The following is a 17902-nucleotide window of genomic DNA, read 5'->3' as shown; positions in this document are numbered from 1 at the left end:
CCCTCGGTTCAGTGGGTCAGTCGGTGTGGCAGGGCCGGTGGACCACGGCCACGGGGGCGCCCGTCGCGGCATCGGTGACGCGCCAGACGCCGAGGGCGGGATCCGCCGTGATCCGGGTGCGGTCCGGCACCGGGCCGCGCATCGAGATGGCGTGCACGGTCAGCGGGTCGGGGGTGCTGGGCAGCCCGGGGATGCGCTCGGACACGGCCCGCACGATGTTCTCCACGGCGGCGACGGGCATCGCGCACGACGGGGGCCGCGGCACCGCCCACAGATCGCCGGGATGAGCGCTGCCCACCTCCGTGACGAGCCGGCCGGCCCCTTCCCGGCGCCAGCCGGCGAGCGGTACGGCCAGCCCCTGCCACCTCAGTACGGGCGCCCGGGTGAACAGCGTGGCCTCGCCCCCGTGCCGGGCGGCGGCCGGCGCCGGTTCGGGCCGGTCCGTGTCGTCCGGGCTGCCGAAGACCAGCCGCATCCGGGCACACGGACCGGACTCCTCCGCGCGGAAGGTGACCTCGACGTGCCACCGGCCGTCCGCGGCGCGGCCGCGCACCTCGCGGCGCAGCCGGATCCGCCCGTCCGCACCCGGGCGCAGCAGCGCCCAGGGCACCGACAGATCCTCCACGGCGAGCAGGACCTGGTGGGGCAGGTGCTCCGGCACGATCCATTCGGCCGCGCGCGCGGCGTTCTCCAGGAGCAGCCCCACCGGCACGGCGGGCTCGCCGTGCACGGTGAAGTCACCCACGGCCGGAGTGCTGTCCGGGTCGAACTCGACCAGCGAGACGAGCCGTTCGTGCGGCCGGAAGTACTCGGGCACCCCGAGGTGGAAGATCTTCGGATAGGTCTCGGCGAAACCGGGCAGGCACTCCGCCAGCGGATAGCTGACCGCCTGCACCGGATCCAGCGCCTGTCCCAGCGGCCCGACGAAACTGACCTCCCCGCGCGTACCGGCGAGCAGTTCGGCGTGCCAGTGGTCCAGGCCCTCGGCCACCCCCATCGCGGCCATGTACCGCAGGCTGGCCTCGAAGTTGGCGATCAGACCGAGCCGGGCCCAGGTGGGCCAGGCCAGCGTCATCACCGGGAAGGAAACCTGCCGCCGGGCCCACAGGCCGAGCCGGGCCAGGCATTCGTTGGCCGCCGCGTAGTCGAACTGGCCGACCATCCCGCCGAGCCGCCCGGTGAGGGAACCCACCGTGCAGAAGACCTTCAGGTCCCTCTCCCGTACGGCCTGGAACAGGTGCACGAACGCGTCCACCTTGGTGGCCACGACCTCGGCGATGCCGGCATCGGACTTGCCCGGTAGCCGGACGGGCCGGTCGACCCCCGCGTTGTGGATGACGGCGGTCAGCCCGGGCAGGCCCGCGACGAGCGCCTCGACCTCCTCGCGGTCGGTGACGTCGCAGGACCGGTAGTCGATGCGCAGGCCGTCGGCCCGGGCACGGCGCAGGTTCCCGACGAGTTCCCACGTACTCTCCGCCCGGGCGATGTCCCGGCGGATCTCGGTGACCGGACGCCCCGCACCGTGCTGCGCCCACAGCTCCCGGCGCCGCTCCTGGAGGGCCTCGGGGGTGAGGTCCGCCCAGGTCGCGGGCGCCGGCAGCGCGGAGCGGCCGGTGACCACGACCCGCATTCCGTGCTCGGCGGCGAGACGACGGGCCAGGGCCATGCCGATCCCCCGCCCGCCCCCGCTCATGAGCAGCGTGTCGCAGGCGTCGAAGGCCAGCGTGGCGGGGCCCGGTCCGGCGGCCTCGGGGATGAGGGTCCAGCGGTGGCCGTCCCGGTGACCGATCTCGCTGAGCCCGCCGAGCAGCAGCTCGTCGGCGACCAGCGCGGGCAGCCGCCCGGCGTCCGCCAGCGGCACGTCGAGGACCCGGGCCGCGCAGTTGGGCAGTTCCCGGTGGAGCGTCTTGGCCAGCCCGGCCCACAGACCGCCCAGCGGCTGGGCCAGGTCGTCGTCCGGGTGGTAGCCCATGCCGCCGCCGAGGTACGTGACGGCGAGGTAGGTGAGCCGACCGGCGGCCGTCTCCGTGCTCCAGCCCGGGTAGCAGCTGCGCAGGACCGCGAACGTACGGGCCAGCGCGTCGGGCCACTGCCGCCCCGCACCCGGTGCGAACGGTTCGGCCAGGGTGAGGTCGACGACGGTGTCGGGGACCTGTCCGCCCGGTCCTCCCGCGTCGGCCGGGGCTCCGGCGTCGGTCACCTCGGCGCCCCGCTCGCGCAGCAGTGCGCGGACCCGGTCGGCCGTCTCTCCCTCGGCCGCGACGACCACGACGGTGCGGCCCGCCAGGGGACGGGCCGCGGGCGCGGGGCCGGCCGGTGCGAGGTTCCACACCATGCGGTGCACCGGCCGCGTTCCGTCGGCGGACGCCGTGGCCGATGCGGCGGGGGGTCCCGTGACCGGTGCCGTGGCCGATGCGGCGGCGGGCGCCGTGGTGATCGGCGTCGTCATCGCGTTCATCCGGCCGCTCCGGCCGGGACCGTGTCGGCCGCGGCGGCAGCGGGCGGGTGCACCACGTTCGTCAGCGGGTCGAGGCGGCCGATCACCACGGCGTCCAGGCCCTTCATCTGCGCCACGATCCGCCCGTCGGGCGCGACCGCGACGAAGCGGTTCTCGGCCCGCCCCTCGCCGCCGCCGATCCCCGAGAAGCCCGGGGAGGTGACGTAGAGGTCCAGCTGTCCGTGCCGTGCGGTCAGCTCCAGGTCGTTGGCCTGCTGGTAGAGGTCGATGCGCCGGATCGACAGCGGGGCCGCGACCGGGACCAGGCCGTCGGCCGGATCGAGCACCCCGGTCCGGGCGAGCGCGTCGAGCAGCACCGTCGGCATCAGGAAGGAGTTCCAGGGGCCCGGATCCGTCTCCAGCCGCGGCCGGAAGGTGGAGCGGGCGCCCTGCGGGTGCCGACGGGTTTCCGTGGTCGCCTCGAAGGGGCCGGTGAGCAGCACCGGCGCCGATGTGACGTGGTACGGGTCGACGACCGGGCGTTCCACCGTGGCCTCCCAGGTCGGCCACCGCGGGGCGTCGGGGAACCGGGGTCCGACCAGGACGCGCGCCGTGAAGTGCGGCTGGTCGGCGCGGAGCAGGACCCCCGAGGGGGCGATCACGTCGTGCGAGACGTCCACGGCGACGGTGGTCAGATCGCCGGCCCGCTCGACGACCCGGGCGGTGATCCGCTTGGGCGACTGCCGCACGTCGCGGCGCACCTGGAGGAAGTGCAGGAAGCGCAGGTCCTCGAACGCCACGACGCGGCCGCCGGGCACCAGGGCCAAGGCGGCCTCGGCCGCCATCTCGGTGACGAAGGTCCCGGGCAGGGTGGCGATGCCGCGGACGCGGTGGTGCTCCAGGTAGGCGTCCGAGTCCAGGTCGAACCGGCACTCGAAGCGGACGGCGTCCTGGCCGTCCTGCCGCTCGACCCCGACGGCCCGCCGCAGGTAGAACCGGCCCTTGCCGCCTCCTTCCCCGCTCGCCCCGCTCTCCCCGCTCGCCCCGCCGTCCCCGGCCTCCCGGCCCAGGTAGCCCGGGTAGAACGTCTCCACCGTGGCCCGCTCGGCGTCACCGAGGTGCACCGTCGACGCCGCTCCCCGGGAGCCGCCCAGTTCGGCCAGGAAGTGGCCGATGCCCTCGGCGACCGGCATGTGGCTGTAGGAGCCCGCCCGCTTGAAGTAGTCGCGGGTCAGCGGGTCGGCACCCATGCCCACCTCGTCCCACAGCGTCCAGCCGACGACGAACTCGTCCGTGCCCGTGGTCGTCGCGGCATGCGCGGCGGCGGTGGCGAGGTAGTCGTTGCCCGACGCGTAGTCGGCCTCACCCCGCTGGCCGAAGTACCCGAGCAGCGAACCGAAGTCGCACCACATGCGCGGGGGGCGCCCGGCCAGGGCGCGGTGCAGGTTCCGGTGCGCGGCCACCTTGAGGTCGCGGATCCCGCGGAACTCCCCGAAGTCCTTGTCACGGATCAGCGCGGACCGGTTGAGCCCGGGTGCGTTGATCACGAGGTCGATCCGCCCGTGCTCCGCCATGACCGCGTCGACCGCGGCCCGTACGGAGGACTCGTCACGGGCGTCGCAGGGCAGGTACGTCACCCGGCCCTCGCCACAGTGCGCGGCCATCCGCGCGAGGTTCCGGCGGGCGGCCCGTGCGTCCACCATCCGGTCGAACCGCCTGTTGATTCCGGCGACGGGGCCGGCGCCCTCCCGCAGCCGGGCGGTGATGTAGGCGGCGCGCGTGGCCGCGAACTCCTCGTCCGTTCCCTCGAAGACCTCGGCCGGGTAGTCGTCGACCGGGTTGCTGCCCAGTACGTGGATCCGGCTGCGGTACCGCTCGGCGAGGGCCGTCAGCAGTTCGGCGGTGATGCCGCGCGCGCCGCCGAGGGCGAGGACCACCGAGTCCCGCTCCAGCGGCTCGCGTCCGCCCGTTCCGGCGGTTGCTTCCGTTTCGGCAGGGCGGCGGGTGAGCGCGGGGACGAGCCGGCGCCCGCCGTCGTGGTGCACGACGGGGAAGACCCGCCCGGTGGCCCGTTCCTTGCCGACGAGCGCCGCGGCCTCGGCCGGGTCACCGGTGGAGGTGAGCAGGGCGAAGCAGGACGCCTCGGCGAGTTCCAGGTCCACGCACTTGGCCAGGCCGGTGAACAGCCCGGCGAACGGGTGCGGCACGCCGTCCGTCGCCGCGCCCAGCAGAGCGAGCACGACCGAAGCCGCGGGGTCGTCGAGTTCCTCGGCACGCTGCTGGACCACCAGGAACGTCAGGTCGTGCAGGGCCGTGACCGGGGCCGCGTCCGAGGTGAGGGCCGTGGCGGTCGGTGTGGTCAGGGACAGGTCGCTCACCACGACGAGGTGCCGCAGCCGGCCCGGCAGGGACTCCAGGGCCGCCCGTACGTCCTGCGGGGTGGCTTCGACCTCCTCGGTGCTCAGGACGGTCACCCGGGCGGCCGTCCCGGCGAAGCGCTCGGCCAGCTCCCGGCGGTCGGTGAGGACCAGTGCCCCGTCCGGCACGGCCGCGCCGACCCGGCCGGTGGGCACGCCGGGGTCGGGGCGGAGCGAGGTGACGTACCGCTGCACCATCGTTTCGGCCTCGGGCACGGCCCGGGCAGTGGCGGGGGTCGGGGTCGGGGCGTCGTCGGGCGCGGACACCAGGAGCCGGGTGGCCGCGTCGGTCCCGTTCTCGTGGCAGCGGATCTCCGTGGTGCCGACGGGCCGCTGGAGCGCGCGCAGGATCTCCGCGCCGCCCGATGCTCCGAGGTAGCCCCCGAAGTCCCCGTCGGAACCGCAGTCGAGCACCGCGCCGGCCGCGCTCCGGCGCCCCGCCGCCGCCTCGTCGACGTACGCGAGCACCTCCAGTCCCGCCCGGCGGGCCCGGCTCTCGGTCGTCAGGCCGAACAGGAACGCTCCTTCGGCCAGTTCGGCGGGCGGGCCGTCGAAGACCTCGGTCAGCAGGTCCCGGTACTCGGGCAGGCTGTTGCCGTTGATGCCGCCGGCCAGGACGAAATCCAACTCCCCGCTGCGCAGGTAGCGGGTCGCGGTGGCGAACGCCGACAGCGTGGAGGCGAGCCCCGTGTCCACCGTGAGGTTGGGTCCGTGCAGGTCGAAGTAGTTGGCGACCCGTGCCGAGATGACGTTGGGCATCATGCCCGGGAAGGAGTCCTCGTTCGAGGGCGGCACCAGCGAACGGACCCGCTCGCGCAGGGCGCCCAGGAGACCGGTCAGATACGGCGAGTTCCCCAGAGCGGCGTCGTCGCGCAGGCACCGCTCGATGTCGTCGAGGTAGCAGCGGGCCGCGTACTGCATCGCCGCCCGGGTCGGCCCCATGTGACCGATGACGACACCGGTACGGTCGGCGTGCTCCTGCCAGAAGTCGTGGAGCTGGTCGCGCAGCGAGTGCGCGCACTGGAGGATCATCAGCTGGCAGCGGTCGATGGTCCGTACGGTCGCCGGAGGCATCCGGACCTGCTGGAACGGCGGCGCCGGATACTTGTCGCCGAACGTAGCCGCCACCTCGTGGGCACCGGACAGCCACGCCCGTACGTCCTGCGGGCTCTCCGCGCCGGGCAGTTTGGCGGACCAGCCGACGACGGCGATCCGGTCCGTGTCGGGCAGCGGCCGATGCCGCGGCCGTACGGGGGACGCGAGGGACTCCGGGGACTCCGGGGACTCCTCGGTCAGGATGAGGTGCGCGTTGGTGCCGCCGAAGCCGAAGCCGGAGATCGCCGCCGTACGGCACCGGTACGGCGAGGCGGGCCAGGGACGCGGGCTGCTGGAGATGTCCAGCTCCGTCGTGCTCAGCTCGAAGCTGTCGGGCGCACCGCGGAAGCGGAACTGCCCCGGGATCGTCTCCTCCTGGAGAGCCAGCACCGACTCGATCAGCGAGACGACACCGGCAGCCCACCCGGTGTGCCCGATCAGGGACTTGTTCGAGGTCACGGCGGCGGAACGGCCGACCCCGTAGTACTGGCGGAGGGTGGTGAACTCGGCGAGGTCACCGGCCGGAGTGCCGGTGGCGTGGGCGTTGACCCAGTCGATGTCGTCCCCGTCGACGCCGCCCGCCTCCAGCGCGCGGCGCACGGCCAGGCTCTGTCCGGCCGAACTCGGCGCGTACACCGCCTTGCCCTTGCCGTCGGAGGAGGACCCGAACGCCTTGAGCACGCCGAGGACCCGGTCACCGTCCGCCCGGGCCCGGCTCATCCGCTTCAGGACGACGACGCCGGCGCCGTCCGCGAAGATCACTCCGTCGGCGTCCGCGTCCAGGGCGTGCACCGCGCCCCGCTGGGACAGCCCCTTGAGCTTGGAGAACAGCACGGTGCCGCGCGGCGCCAGTGCGAAGGCCCCGCCGCACACCGCGATGTCCTGCTTGCCCATGAGCAGGCCCTTGATGCCGATGTCGATGGCGTACAGGGAGGAGGAGCAGGCGGTGTCCACCATCTGCAACTGGGTGCCCTCGGGCAGCACGCCCGCCATGGCCTCGTGGCCGACCTGGTGCGGCAGGAAGCGCGGAGCGGCGGCGGCGCCCCGGTGGTAGCGGCCGGACAGGGCGCGGTCGACGCCGGCGAGCAGCCGCTCGCGGTCCACCGCCCCGATGTCCAGCCCGTCCGTGATCTCCGAGGCGAGGTGCCTGGTCGCGGCGAGCACCCCGGCCTCCTCCAGGTGCTGGCTGCCGTCCGCGGTGTAGCCGACGTGGAAGGAGTAGCGGTCGTCCTGCTTCCGGTGCACCCCGTCCAGCGCCTGCACGAGCGAGTGGCGCAGCCACGCGGTGGTCAGCTCGGACTCGTCCGGCTCGGCGGACAGGCCCCGGAGCGCGCCCTCCACGGGCTGGAAGTCGGTGATGAAGACGCAGGTGTCCTGGTAGGACTTGTCCTCGTCGGTGCGGTCCGACGAGGAGAAGTTGGCCCGCTCCCAGCGGTCCTCGGGAACCTCGATGAACAGCTCGCGGCCGCTCGTACGCAACTGCCAGAACTCGTCGGGGCTGCTGGCACCGCTGACGGCCAGCCCCATCCCGACGACGGCTATCTCCTCGTCCCAGCCCTCCCCGGCCGGCTCTTCGACGGCCGGCTCCCCGACGGCCGGCTCCCCGACGGCCGGCGCCTCGGCCACCGGCTCGCCGGCCACCGGCTCGCCGGCCACCACGGCCTCGGCCACCGGCGCCTCGCCGGCCGGTTCCCCGACAACGGCCGGCCCGCCCTGCGCCCGGTCCGTGACCGGAGCTGCCTCGGGGGACATCAGGCGCGCCCCCAGGCTCAGTCCGCCGTCCGCGAGCAGCACCTGGCCGGTGATCCAGCCGGACCGCTCCGACGCGAGGAAGGCCACGACCTCCGCGAACTCCTCGGGCCGGCCCAACCTGCCCAGCGGCGTACCCGCCACGACGGCGGCCTGCATGGCGGCGGCGTCCGGAAACGCGTCGGCCACCTCGGTGGCCAGCACCGCGGCGGACGCGGTGTTGACCCGGATGTTGTCAGGGGCGAACTCGACGGCCAGATAGCGGGTCGCGGCCTCGGCCGCGGCCTTCGCGGGGGCACAGGCCAGGTAGTTGGCCATCACCATGGAGGAGCCGCCGAGCGCGGAGACGGTGACGATGGAACCGCCGCCACCGCGCGCCATCAGGGGCGCCGCCGCCCGCGCACAGCGCAGGCCGCCCTTGAAGTTGGTGTCGATCGCCTTGTCGAGGTGGTCGTCGGTGACCTCGTCCACCGGTACGAGCGCGCCGTCGGCCGCGTTGTTGACCAGGATGTCGAGCCTGCCGAACTTGCGCTCGATCTCCGCGAACATCTTCGTGACCTGCTCGGGCCGGGCCACCGAGAACCGGAGCAGATCCACCTCGGCGCCTCCGGCCCGCAGCTCCTCCTGGGTGCGCTTTGCCTGCTCGTGCGAGTGGAAGTAGTTGATCAGGACGTGGGCGCCCCGCTCGGCCAGCTTCGTGGCGATCGCCCTGCCGACGTTCTTGGCACCGCCGGTGACGAGCGCGACCTTCCCCGCCAGCTCTCCCGACGGGCTCATGCGGCAGCGCCTTCCAGCTGGTGGAGTCCGAGCTCGCCCTCGATCAGGTCGACGATCCGGTCCAGGGTGTCGTAGTCGGCGAGCCGGAAGTCCGAGCCCCGCGCGGGCAGCCCGTAGTGCTGCGAGGCCCGTGCGAGCAGCTCGACCTGCTTGACCGAGTCCACGCCCAGCTCGGCCTCCAGCAGGGCGTCCGGCGTGAAGACCTCCTCCGGGTACTCCAGCGCCTCGGCGTACAGCGTCCGCAGCGTGGCCAGGAGGCCGTCCCGGTCGGGTACGGGGGCCTGCGCCGGCGGCGCGGCGGCGGTCCGCCGCTCGCCCCGGAGCGACACGGCCCTGCGGTTCACCAGGTCCACGACCTCGTGCCGGGCGCTCGCCCAGACCTCCGCGAACTCCTCGTCGGACAGCTCCGGCGCCAGCTGCGACCGGATGGCCCCGACCCCGTCCACGGAGTCGGCGAGCCCCGCGGCCCGCAGGACGGCCAGCGTCACGGGCAGCGTCGGCTCGCCGTCGCGCCCGGTGGCGAGCGTGGCCACCGCGGTGGCCTCGCTCCCGGAACCGAGGATCTTCGGCACGAGGGAGGTCAGCACGGCGCGGCCCCCCGTCTCCACGAAGACCCGCCCGCCCCGCCCGTACAGCTCCGCGACGGCGGTGGCGAACCGCACCGGTCGCGTGAAGTGCCCGGCAAGGAGGTCCGCCAGCGGCTCGTCCTCCTGGTAGAAGCGCCCGAGGATCGGCGAGTACACCGGTACGTTCAGGGGCCGCCGCGGCACGGTCCGTACGAACTCGGCGAACCGCGGGGCCACTTCGGCCAGTGCGGGATTGTGGAAGGCGAACGGGGTGTCCAGCTCGACGACGCCCATCCGCAGCTGCCCGGCGAGCGCCCGCACCTGCGCGATGGCCTCGCGGGGACCGCTCAGCACCGTCTGCCCGTCGTGGTTCTCGGTGGCGACGGCGAGCAACGGGTGCTCGACCAGACCCACCAGGTGCGCGGCCCGCGCCGGCGAGGCCGACAGGGCCGCCATCGCGCCGCCCCCGAAGTCCGCTTCGCCAACGATCTCCGTACGGCGGACCACGATGCGCGCCCCGTCCTCGACGGAGTAGGCGCCGGCCGCGACGAGCGCGGCGATCTCACCGAGGCTGTGGCCGACGAGCGCGGCGGGCCGCACCCCGCTGTCGGTGAGGATCCGGTGGGCGGCCAGGGATGCTCCGAAAATGGCCAGTTGGGACACCCAGGCCGCGTCGTCGAGGAGCTCGGCCGGTCCGACCGGCCCCGCGCCGAGCAGGACCTGCGACACGCGGCGCGAGAACAGCTCGACCGTGACCGTGTCGATGCTCTCGAAGACGGCCCTGACCCGGGGATCGGTCGCGTGGGCCCGGCTGAGCGCGGCACCGTCGAAACCGCCCTGCCCGGGGAAGAGCAGTACGGGTCCCGCGGTCATGTCCGTTGTGGTCATCGTTGGTTTTCCTCCGTGCGAGGTGTACGTACCTTCGTGGGACTCCGCCGCACTCCTGGCTTCGGGCTGCGCAGCAGCAAGCGGCCCATGGGCCCGAGGCTCGCCGCGATCAGCCGGTCCGCCAGCGCCGCGGCGGCGGCGGGCCGTCCGGGGAGCCCCTGCAGGAGCAGGCGCAGGAGCCGGATCTTCACCGGCAGCGCGCCGGACTCGTTCAGGTGGCCGAAGAGGTCGCGGAAGTTGGCCCGGGAGTAGAACTCGGCCGGCGGCACGACGGTGGCGAAGAGCCCGATCATGCCGCGGGCGTGGCGCGGGCTGCGGCTCATCGCCTCGATCAGCGACCGCTCCTCGGGGGAGTGGTCGGCGATCCTGGCGTAGTCGCGGGTGTAGTCGTAGTGGTCCACCAGAGTTGCGTCGCGGCCCTGCCGGTAGGAGGCCAGGGCCGCGTCCATCGGGCGGCGCCCGGACAGCCCGTCGTCCACCGCCTCGGCCAGCAGCTCCGCGCCCAGCAGGGCGTGGGTGATGCCCGAGGCCGTGATGGGGTCGCGGGTCGCGGACGCGTCACCCACGAGGGCCCAGCCGCGCCCGTGCGGAACGCGCAGGAAATTCGGTACGGCGCCGGTGAGCCAGCGGTCCGCGCGTTTCGTTCCGCGGAGTTCGCGGGCGAATTCGGGATCGACGGCCTCGAAAGCACCGATGACATGTCCGTCGATTTCTTCGTCGGAACTCGCGGCTGGGAACCGCGCCGTCGGCCAGGCCACACCGACGATACTCATTCCGTCATGCGTGGGCCAGGTGAAAGGGTGGCTGCTGTTCCCGCGGTAGGTGCGGACGAGGGATTCCTGTGGAAGCCCCTCCCAATAGGTCCAGTAGCTCTTGCTGAGGACCGGCTCGTCACGGTACTTGACGGCTCCGACGAGTTCCGCGATTTTCGAGTTCTTCCCGTCGGCCCCGACCACCAGCGTGGCCTTCTCGGAAAAGGGACCCGATTCCTTGGAGTTGCCGGTGACGCCGATGACTGTTCCGTCGTCGGCGCGCAGCACCCCCTGGACCGAGACCCCCTCGCGCAGTACGGCGCCGGCCTCGACGGCGGACCGCACCAGGGCGTGGTCGAGCGCCGCCCGGGGCGGCGACAGGGCGTGGTCCACCCTCAGATCCCCGTCGAAAACGGCCTGGAGGGGCGCTTCCAGGCGAATCCGGCCGGTTTGGAGGCTGTAACTCCGCACTTCCGGAACGGTGTGTCCGGTGAGCCGGTCCAGCACGCCCCAGCGGCGCAGCCGGAGCACTCCCGGCGGATGGATCAAATTCGTGGAAGAGGCCGTCGGGCTGGGAAAACGGGCCCGGTCGAGCAGGAGTACACGGTATCCGCGCCGCGCCAGGAGCATGGCCACCGACGATCCGGAAATACGTGCGCCCGTCACAATCACGTCGTACACGAGTTCCCCCCTCCCAGTCTCGGACACTTGGCTCGTTCTCTCTCCCGTGGCACCCCCGGAACCTACGCAACGCATTCCGCAGGACGTCAAGGAGTCCAGGAGATTACGTCAGGTGGGCGGGCGGACCTGACATAGTCTCGGCGCCGCACTTGAGTTAGTTTTTTTCGCGGTACAAGCTGGCGCTCATGAGCGAGAACTTCGATGTCGTCATTCTGGGCGCTGGTCCCGGCGGCTATACCGCCGCGGTACGAGCCGCCCAGCTGGGCCTGAAGACAGCGGTAGTGGAAGAGAAGTACTGGGGTGGGGTCTGCCTCAATGTGGGCTGCATTCCGTCCAAGGCTCTCCTGCGGAATGCCGAATTGGCGCACATCGTCACGCAGCAGGCCCAGACGTACGGCATCGAGACCTCGGGTCCGGTCAGATTCGACTTCGGCGCGGCCTTCAAGCGCAGTCGCAAGGTCGCGGACGGCCGCGTCGCGGGCGTGCACTACCTGATGCGCAAGAACGGCATCACCGAGTACGACGGCCGGGGCACCTTCCTCGACGACCGCACCCTCCAGGTCACCCTCGCCACCGGCGCGGTCGAGACGATCACCTTCGGGCACTGCGTGATCGCGACCGGCGCCACCACCCGGCTACTGCCCGGCACGTCCCTCAGCCCGCGCGTCGTCACCTACGAGGAGCAGATCCTCACCGAGGAACTCCCGGAGAGCATCGTCATCGCGGGGGCCGGCGCCATCGGCGTCGAGTTCGCGTACGTGCTGCACAACTACGGCGTGCGGGTGACGCTCGTCGAGTTCGCCGACCGCGTCGTCCCAGCCGAGGACGTCGAGGTCTCCAAGGAACTGCTGCGGCAGTACCGCAAGCTGGGCATCGAGATCCTCACCTCCACCCGGGTCGAGTCCATCGACGATTCCGACGCCGCGGGTCCGGTCCGCGTCACCGTCGACCAGAACGGCACGCGCAAGGTCCTGGAAGCGGCGAAGGTCCTCCAGGCCATCGGCTTCGCGCCCCGGGTGACGGGCTACGGCCTGGAGACGACGGGCGTGCGGCTGACCGACCGGGGCGCCATCGCCGTGGACGCCCGCGGCCGCACCAGCGTTGCGCACCTCTTCGCCATCGGTGACGTCACCGGGCAGCTGATGCTGGCGCACGCCGCCGAGAGCATGGGCATCGTCGCGGTCGAGACCATCGGCGAGGTGGAGACGATGGAGATCGACTTCCGGATGGTCCCGCGCGCCACCTACTGCCAGCCTCAGATCGCGAGCTTCGGCCACACCGAGGAGCAGGCGCGCGAGGCGGGCTTCGACGTCCGGGTCGCCAAGTTCCCCTTCGCCGCGAACGGCAAGGCCCACGGACTCGGCGACACCGCCGGCTTCGTCAAGGTGATCAGCGACGCCACGCGCGGCGAATTCCTCGGCGCCCACCTGATCGGCCCCGACGTCACCGAACTGCTCCCCGAGCTGACGCTCGCCCAGCAGTGGGACCTCACCGTCCACGAGGTCGCGCGCAACATCCACGCCCACCCGACGCTCGGCGAGGCCGTGAAGGAGGCCGTCCACGGACTCGCGGGACACATGATCAACATGTAGTGACGGGGCGCGTGCTCCCGATGCAGCGATCCGACAGGTGACTGGAGAGTGCCGAGTTGTCCCGCCCCGCCCCCGCCCCGCCCGAAGCGCACAGCACCCCGGCCCTGCACCCCTGGCTCCTCCCGGTGGAGGCGTTCCTGGGATCGTGGCAGGGCCGGGGGCGGGGCGCCTACCCCACCCTCGCCGAAGGGTTCGCGTACGAGCAGGAGATCACCCTCTCCCACGACGGCCGCCCGTTCCTCCACTACGAGGCGCACGCCTGGCTGATCGACGCGGACGGCGCCCGCCTGCGCCCCTCCGGCCGGGAGACCGGCTGGATCCGGGTGGCCCCCAGCGGCTATCTGGAGGCCCTGCTGAGCCATCCGACCGGAATCTCCGAGATCTACACCGGACAGGTCACGGACGACGTCATCGAGATGGCCACCACCGAGGTGATCCGCACCCCGCTCGCGAAGGAGGTCACCTCGGGCCGCCGCCGGTACGTCCTGGCCGACGGATTCCTTTCGTACGAACAGGACATCGCGGCCGTGGGCCAACCCCTGACCCGGCACCTCGCAGCCCGGCTGGGCCCGGGAGGACCACGTGCCTGAAGGGGCCCCGCCCCCTTCCGTGCGGGTGCGCTGGTGGTGCAGCGAGACCCCCGTCGACGGATCCGGCTGGGCGCTGCTCAGCGAAGCGGAGCGCTCGCGCGCCGAGCGCTTCCGCTTCCCCCGCGACCGCACCAGGTTCATCCGGTCCCGGGCCACCACGAAGCGGATCGTCGGCGCGGCGCTCGGCGTGCCGCCCGGGACCGTCGAGCTGGGCCGCGGCCCGTGCCCGGGCTGCGGCAGCTCCGAGCACGGCCCGCCCGCCGTCCGCACCCCGCACACCTCACTCGGCATCAGCCTCTCGCACAGTGGGGGCCATTCGGCGCTCGCCCTGTCCCTCTCCGGCCCCGTCGGTCTGGACATCGAACACCGCCGCGACCTGGACGTGGCCCTGCTGTCCGCCACGACCCTGTCCCCCGCGGAGCGGGCGTACGTGGCGCGGCAGGACGGCATCGATGCGTTCCTGCGCTGCTGGACCCGCAAGGAAGCCGTCCTGAAGGCGGCCGGCGTGGGCGTGCAGGGCGACCTGACCCGGATCGACGTTCGCCCCCACATCGAGCACGAGGCGGTCTCGGTACGCCACACCGTGGGCGGCGAGCTCCGTGCGTGGTCCGTCCGGGACATCCCCGTGCACACCGGCCTGGTAGCGGCCGTGGCCACCCCCGCCACCCTCCCGTCCCCTCCAGGCAAAAAGGTCCCCTGACCAGCGTTTCCGCAGGTCAGGGGACCTTTTACACGTGGAGCCTAGGAGATTCGAACTCCTGACATCTGCCTTGCAAAGGCAGCGCTCTACCAACTGAGCTAAGGCCCCGTGAGGGGGTACGCGCCGCTCCCCCGGAAGGGAGAGGTCGTTCCGCAGGACAGAGTACCCGGTGTACCCCCTCATCCCGCAAAATGATAGGGACTCCCGCCCCGCGAGCACGCTCCGTAAGATGCTCGCGAGGTTCGCACCAGCGAAGGGGAGTAGTAAGAGTGGACGCAGTACAGCAAGAGGCCACGGCCAGAGCCAGGGAGCTTCAGCGCAGTTGGTACGGGGAGCCGCTGGGCGCGCTGTTCCGACGGCTCATAGATGACCTCGGACTCAACCAGGCCCGCCTCGCTGCCGTCCTCGGCCTGTCGGCGCCGATGCTGTCCCAGCTGATGAGCGGCCAGCGCGCCAAGATCGGCAATCCGGCCGTCGTCCAGCGGGTGCAGGCCCTCCAGGACCTCGCCGGCCAGGTGGCGGACGGGAGCGTCAGCGCGGCGGAGGCCACGGACCGGATGGACGAGATCAAGAACACCCAGGGAGGCTCCGTCCTCAGCAACAGCGGTCAGGCCACGACGAGTTCCGGGGCTCCGACCGTCAAGCGCGTCGTCCGCGAGATCCAGTCGCTGCTGCGCTCGGTCTCGGCGGCAGGCGACATCATCGACGCGGCGGACACCCTCGCCCCCAGCCATCCGGAACTGGCAGAGTTCCTCAGGGTGTACGGCGCGGGCCGCACCGCGGAGGCGGTGGCCCACTACGAGGCCCACCAGAACTGACGCACGACGATGACGGGGGACGGGCACAGCGATGGGTGAGGTCTTCGCCGGCCGGTACGAACTGGTCGATCCGATCGGACGCGGTGGCGCGGGCGCCGTCTGGCGGGCATGGGACCACCGGCGGCGCCGCTACGTCGCCGCGAAGGTGTTGCTGCAGAGCGACGCCCACACCCTGCTGCGGTTCGTGCGCGAGCAGGCGCTGCGCATCGACCACCCGCACGTGCTGGCCCCCGCCAGCTGGGCGGCGGACGACGACAAGGTCCTGTTCACCATGGACCTCGTCCGCGGCGGCTCCCTCGCCCATGTGATCGGGGACTACGGCCCGTTGCCGCCCCGCTTCGTGTGCGCGCTGCTCGACCAGCTCCTGTCGGGGCTGGCGGCGGTGCACGCGGAGGGCGTCGTCCACCGCGACATCAAACCGGCCAACATCCTGATGGAGGCCACCGGAACCGGGCGGCCGCACCTGCGGCTGTCCGACTTCGGCATCTCGATGCGCAAGGGCGAGCCCCGGCTGACCGAGACCAACTACGTGGTCGGCACGCCGGGTTACTTCGCCCCGGAACAACTCATGGGTGCCGAACCCGACTTCCCCGCCGACCTCTACGCGGTCGGACTGGTCGCCCTGTACCTGTTGCGGGGCCGCAAGCCCGATTCCCAGGCCCTGGTCGAACACTTCCTGGCCCACGGCACCCCGGACGCCCCCGAGGGCGTCCCCGTGCCGCTGTGGGACGTCATCGCGAACCTCCTGCAACCCGACCCCCAGACGCGGTTCCGGACGGCCACGGGGGCCCGCAAGGCCCTCGCCGGAGCCGTCGAGCTGCTGCCGGCGCCCTCCCCCGAGTCGGACCCGGTGGAGGTGTTCGACCAACTCGGCCCGCTCCCGGCCGGTTTCGACCCCCAGGGCCCCCGGACCCCCCGGACCTCCCAGCCGGGCCAGGCCCCTCAGCCCCCCGCCGGCGTCACGAGCACCGGCCCCACCGGCACCACGGCCCCCGCAGCCCCCACGGGCCCCCTGGCCGCGCCGGAGCCGTACGCCGCGCCCGCCACTCCCCCCGGCTCCGCAGCGGGCTCCACGGCCGCTCCGGGCCCCGCCACGGCCCCGACGACGGGCTCCTTCGGCGGCGCGCCCACCCGGGCCGACGACCCGCGCGGTACGCCCCCGGCCGCCGCCGCCGCCGGCTTCGGACCCCCGCCCGGCTACGGGCCCTCGGAGACGGGCAGCTTCCACCTGCCGCCGCCGGTCCACCCGGTCCACCCGGGCTCGTCGGCCGAGCCGGCCACCACCCCGGACCCGGTCCCCGTACCGGCCCGCCGGAGCGGCATCGCCCCGCCTCCGACGAAGGTCACCGCCGGCATCCTCACGGCGGCGCTGCTCTGCTTCGCCCTGGGCATCTGGGCCCTCACCCAGGTCTGACCCCGGGCGCCGGGAGGCCGGGCGCCGGACACCGGCACCGGCACCCCGGCGCCCGTACGGCCGCCCTCAGACCGCCCTGCGCGCCCCGCCCCGCCGCGCCAGCAGCGTCCACGCGCCGAGCACCAGGAGCAGTACCGTCCCGGTCCCGAAGCCCGCGCCCGCCACGATCCGCATCACGGAGCGGTCGCCCTCGGCCGCGGCGGCCTCGGGAGCGGTGAGCCCCTCCTTCGCGGCGGTCCGGTCGGCGCCGCCGACCCCGAACCCGGCCGCGGTGAGGCTCTCCTTGTACGCGGGTCCCGAGCCCGGGGTACCCGTCACCTCCAGCCGCAGCGTCAGCGGCACCGGTGTGGCGTCCTCGGTGAACTCCCCCACCTTGCCGCCCATCGTGACGGCGAGGTAGTACCAGCCGGCCAGCCGCACGGGCCGCTGCTCGGCGCCGTCTGCGAAACGGTTCTCGTACGCCACCGGCGCGGTCTTCGGCAGCGTGACGGCCGCCTGCTTGCCGTCGTAGGAGGTGTCCTCGGAGTGCACGAGGGCGCGGTAGGGCGTGTACAGCGACACGGTGAGCCCGTTGGAGGCGGAGCCGTACTGCTTCGTCATCCTGGCCGCCGCGATCTCCGCGCCGACCCCCAGCTGTTGCCCCCAGTCCAGCGGCACCCGGTAGAAGCGCGTCTGCCCGGGCCGCAGGTCGTCGCGCCACACCCCGGAGTCCAGCGCCCGGGCGTCGTTGAAGCCGGTGCCGCCGCTACGGGCGACGGGGTCCGTACCGGGCAGCGTCGGCGCCGCCGAGGGCCAGACACTGGCGGCGGCGCTCGGCGCGGTCCCGGCGACGGGCGCCGGCTCGCGCTGGATCCGGATCTCCACCGGCCACGCGGCCCGGTCGGAGTCCTTCGCCGCGGACCGGGTGAGCTTCGCGTAGTAGGTCCCCCCGGCCTGGCAGTCGGCGTCCTCCTCCAGCCGCCGGGAGCCGACCGCCGCGACGGGCACCGCGTCGTAACCGAAGGAGATCCGGCCGGGGTTGGCGGGACAGGCCTTGCCGCCGGCGGTCATGACCTCGACCTCCAACCCGTCGCTGTAGCCCACCTTGGCGCCGGCGGGCGGGCGCAGCACCGCGGAGACGTACACGGTGGAGGTGCTGTCGAGGCCGAGCCGGTAGACGCGTTCGCCGGGCGCGAGGGTGTCCTCGTAGACCGCGCCGACGTCGAGCAGCGGGGCGTCCGCCGTGGAGGGCTTGCCCGCTACGGGGGTGGCGCCGTCAGCCGGTCGGTACTGCGGCAGCGGCGGCGGGGATCCGGGGCCGGCCGCGTACGCGGCTCCCGGCAGCCAGGCCAGCAACCCGAGGGCCGTCGCCCCGGCCAGCAGCGTCTTCCGCACGCGCACCATCAAGCCCACCCCGAGTTTGCTCACGCAAGTCAAAACTTTGCAT

10 protein-coding genes and 1 tRNA gene are annotated in these 17902 nt (G+C 73.1%); 5 read left to right on the top strand and 6 right to left on the bottom strand.

From position 1 onward, the window contains the following. Nucleotides 1–16: 16 nt before the first annotated feature. Genes ACZ4XJ_RS14855 through ACZ4XJ_RS14840 form a run of 4 tightly spaced genes read right to left on the bottom strand, consistent with a single transcriptional unit; the run spans nucleotide 17 to nucleotide 11437 of the window. Complete coding sequence (locus ACZ4XJ_RS14855; RefSeq protein WP_468496385.1) at nucleotides 17–2458, bottom strand: KR domain-containing protein; 2442 nt, start codon at nucleotides 2456–2458, stop codon at nucleotides 17–19. Further along, nucleotides 2455–8475 carry an SDR family oxidoreductase gene (locus ACZ4XJ_RS14850; protein WP_468496384.1) on the bottom strand — a complete coding sequence of 2007 codons (6021 nt, stop codon included), beginning with the start codon at nucleotides 8473–8475 and terminating at the stop codon, nucleotides 2455–2457. Before ACZ4XJ_RS14850 ends, ACZ4XJ_RS14855 begins: the two co-directional genes overlap by 4 nt. Further along, nucleotides 8472–9929: an acyltransferase domain-containing protein gene (locus tag ACZ4XJ_RS14845; protein WP_468496383.1), complete on the bottom strand. Its 1458-nt coding sequence runs from the start codon at nucleotides 9927–9929 to the stop codon at nucleotides 8472–8474. The genes ACZ4XJ_RS14850 and ACZ4XJ_RS14845 overlap by 4 nt, the downstream gene beginning before the upstream one ends. Continuing rightward, nucleotides 9926–11437 (bottom strand): NAD(P)/FAD-dependent oxidoreductase, encoded by a 1512-nt coding sequence (locus tag ACZ4XJ_RS14840; protein ID WP_468496382.1) that lies wholly within the window; start codon nucleotides 11435–11437, stop codon nucleotides 9926–9928. The genes ACZ4XJ_RS14845 and ACZ4XJ_RS14840 overlap by 4 nt, the downstream gene beginning before the upstream one ends. A gap of 110 nt (nucleotides 11438–11547) precedes the next feature. Between ACZ4XJ_RS14840 and lpdA the strand changes: the two genes are divergently transcribed. Genes lpdA through ACZ4XJ_RS14825 form a run of 3 tightly spaced genes read left to right on the top strand, consistent with a single transcriptional unit; the run spans nucleotide 11548 to nucleotide 14244 of the window. Next, complete coding sequence (lpdA, locus tag ACZ4XJ_RS14835; protein ID WP_468496381.1) at nucleotides 11548–12954, top strand: dihydrolipoyl dehydrogenase; 1407 nt, start codon at nucleotides 11548–11550, stop codon at nucleotides 12952–12954. Between the two features lie 56 nt (nucleotides 12955–13010). Next, entirely contained in the window at nucleotides 13011–13544 is a 534-nt protein-coding gene (locus ACZ4XJ_RS14830) for a heme-binding beta-barrel domain-containing protein (protein WP_468496380.1), read from the top strand. Continuing rightward, nucleotides 13537–14244, top strand: coding sequence for a 4'-phosphopantetheinyl transferase family protein (locus ACZ4XJ_RS14825; protein ID WP_468496379.1), 708 nt, complete (start codon nucleotides 13537–13539; stop codon nucleotides 14242–14244). Before ACZ4XJ_RS14830 ends, ACZ4XJ_RS14825 begins: the two co-directional genes overlap by 8 nt. A gap of 35 nt (nucleotides 14245–14279) precedes the next feature. On the opposite strand, the gene ACZ4XJ_RS14820 is transcribed toward ACZ4XJ_RS14825, so the two are convergent. Next, nucleotides 14280–14352 (bottom strand) — tRNA-Ala (locus ACZ4XJ_RS14820). Nucleotides 14353–14513: 161 nt separating this feature from the next. On the opposite strand from ACZ4XJ_RS14820, the gene ACZ4XJ_RS14815 reads away from it, so the two are divergent. Then, nucleotides 14514–15062, top strand: coding sequence for a helix-turn-helix domain-containing protein (locus ACZ4XJ_RS14815; protein ID WP_468496378.1), 549 nt, complete (start codon nucleotides 14514–14516; stop codon nucleotides 15060–15062). Nucleotides 15063–15093: 31 nt separating this feature from the next. Further along, complete coding sequence (locus tag ACZ4XJ_RS14810; RefSeq protein WP_468496377.1) at nucleotides 15094–16476, top strand: serine/threonine-protein kinase; 1383 nt, start codon at nucleotides 15094–15096, stop codon at nucleotides 16474–16476. Nucleotides 16477–16542: 66 nt separating this feature from the next. On the opposite strand, the gene ACZ4XJ_RS14805 is transcribed toward ACZ4XJ_RS14810, so the two are convergent. Then, nucleotides 16543–17859 (bottom strand): hypothetical protein, encoded by a 1317-nt coding sequence (locus ACZ4XJ_RS14805; RefSeq protein ID WP_468496376.1) that lies wholly within the window; start codon nucleotides 17857–17859, stop codon nucleotides 16543–16545. Between the last annotated feature and the right edge of the window lie 43 nt (nucleotides 17860–17902).

Source organism: Streptomyces sp. NPDC029836 (assembly GCF_055574495.1).
Note: the sequence above shows the minus strand (reverse complement) of the source record. Positions and strands in the feature narration are given on the sequence as shown.

Excerpts from the sequence above, each read along its gene's own strand:
- ACZ4XJ_RS14855 (WP_468496385.1), bottom strand. The coding sequence starts at position 2,458 with ATGAACGCGATGACGACGCCGATCACCACGGCGCCCGCCGCCGCATCG.
- ACZ4XJ_RS14850 (WP_468496384.1), bottom strand. The coding sequence starts at position 8,475 with ATGAGCCCGTCGGGAGAGCTGGCGGGGAAGGTCGCGCTCGTCACCGGC.
- ACZ4XJ_RS14845 (WP_468496383.1), bottom strand. The coding sequence starts at position 9,929 with ATGACCACAACGGACATGACCGCGGGACCCGTACTGCTCTTCCCCGGG.
- ACZ4XJ_RS14840 (WP_468496382.1), bottom strand. The coding sequence starts at position 11,437 with ATGCGTTGCGTAGGTTCCGGGGGTGCCACGGGAGAGAGAACGAGCCAA.
- lpdA (WP_468496381.1), top strand. The coding sequence starts at position 11,548 with ATGAGCGAGAACTTCGATGTCGTCATTCTGGGCGCTGGTCCCGGCGGC.
- ACZ4XJ_RS14810 (WP_468496377.1), top strand. The coding sequence starts at position 15,094 with ATGGGTGAGGTCTTCGCCGGCCGGTACGAACTGGTCGATCCGATCGGA.
- ACZ4XJ_RS14805 (WP_468496376.1), bottom strand. The coding sequence starts at position 17,859 with ATGGTGCGCGTGCGGAAGACGCTGCTGGCCGGGGCGACGGCCCTCGGG.